This window comes from Labrenzia sp. 011, from assembly GCF_003075075.1.
GTDB lineage: Bacteria > Pseudomonadota > Alphaproteobacteria > Rhizobiales > Stappiaceae > Roseibium.
On record NZ_QCYM01000056.1, the window covers coordinates 1 to 1,425 of the forward strand.

At 49.8% G+C, this 1,425-nt stretch carries 1 protein-coding gene; it reads left to right on the top strand.

The genetic code is table 11. The features are described from left to right. Nucleotides 1–239: 239 nt before the first annotated feature. Nucleotides 240–1,049 carry a DUF3800 domain-containing protein gene (locus tag DCO57_RS22170; RefSeq protein WP_133192741.1) on the top strand — a complete coding sequence of 270 codons (810 nt, stop codon included), beginning with the start codon at nucleotides 240–242 and terminating at the stop codon, nucleotides 1,047–1,049. The last annotated feature ends 376 nt before the right edge of the window (nucleotides 1,050–1,425 follow it).

Below are 1,425 nucleotides of genomic sequence, written 5' to 3' on the forward strand. Positions count from 1 at the left end.
CTCTACACACAAACCAACAATCGTGAGATACAATAAACTATGACAGACAGGGTTACGCCCAAACAATTTTAGGTCGTAAAAGTTTATACTCGTTTCACGTATAAAAAATACAAATAGTATACCACCAAACTTTCTCAAGCAAATTGTGGTAGTTTAACTGACATTGGTTAGGTCTAGGTCAATTTGAACCTGGAAGATAAACTGAAGGGGTGCAGCTCTGCTGGCGGAGGGTATTTTACATGGATCTTTTCTACTGCGACGAATCTAACCTCGAAAACCGCAAGGGCGAGTTCCTTCTGTACGGCGGTGTCCGCATCCCTGGAGAACAAGCTGCATCCCTCAGCACCAAAATAGAACAATTACGTCTCAAGGCGGGTCTCGCATCTGATACGCGGCTCAAATTCAATCCGAAACCTCCCGAGCTTACACACGAACAGTTTCGCGCCCTGAAACAGGATATCATCACAGCCGCCATCGAACATGACTGTCAATTTCTCGCGTATGTCGTGTTGCACAATCTGGCTGACGATCCCGATACAGCACGACGTTTTGGCATTAACACGGTATGCTATCATTTCCATTGCGCACTTAATCGTTCCGAGCGGAAGGGGCTCGTTCTCATAGATCGGTTTAACGATGAGGGGAATCTGATCGATGGGCACCTGACCGAAAAAATGTCTGTCGGTATCAACCTACCTTATCGGAAGCAACCTACACGATTATCAAACATCATCGGCTTTCATTACAGCGCAATTGGACAATCGCATTTCACATCGCTCATCGACATTCTGGTTGGCTCACTTCGCTGGGCAATCAACGTCCATTCTCGTGACAAAGCTGATCTGCGCGACAATGCGTTAGGTCTGCTGAGCGCACTGTCGCCGCTGTTTTTCCGTAATGAGGGACGGGAGACTGTGCCCGATATTGGCCTCTGCTTCTCTCCCATGAACGTGCGTAGTGGTGGCTATCACGACCTCTACATGAAGCTGCAAAACTTCCTTCGCGAGGGGGAGATTGACAGCGAACAAGCCATCACGAACAATCCGTAATTGACTTTCCCCAGTGCCTCCAATTCATCGTCCCCACAAATTTCTCCGATGGCAGCCTGCTAACCTGAAGGGACGCCGAGTTCATCACGTTGAAGTACGGAAAAGGTCGCTTTAGACCGTCCGTCTTACGGCCCGATTGTCGTCGTCGCGATGCAAATTTGGGAGTGACGAGTTTGTGGGCAATCAAACTGGTAGGTGAGATACAGATGGGGAACGAATGCGAACACAAGCTTTAAGCTAGCTGACGACTGTCAACGGCGGAGCAAAATCAGTCCAATGGGCGGAGTAAAAGTCGTCCACTTGCGGCGCACGCATGAGACCGCCGGGAGGGCGTAGCCCGAGCGGGGGTCTCATGCGTGCGCTGCGATTTTTCGGG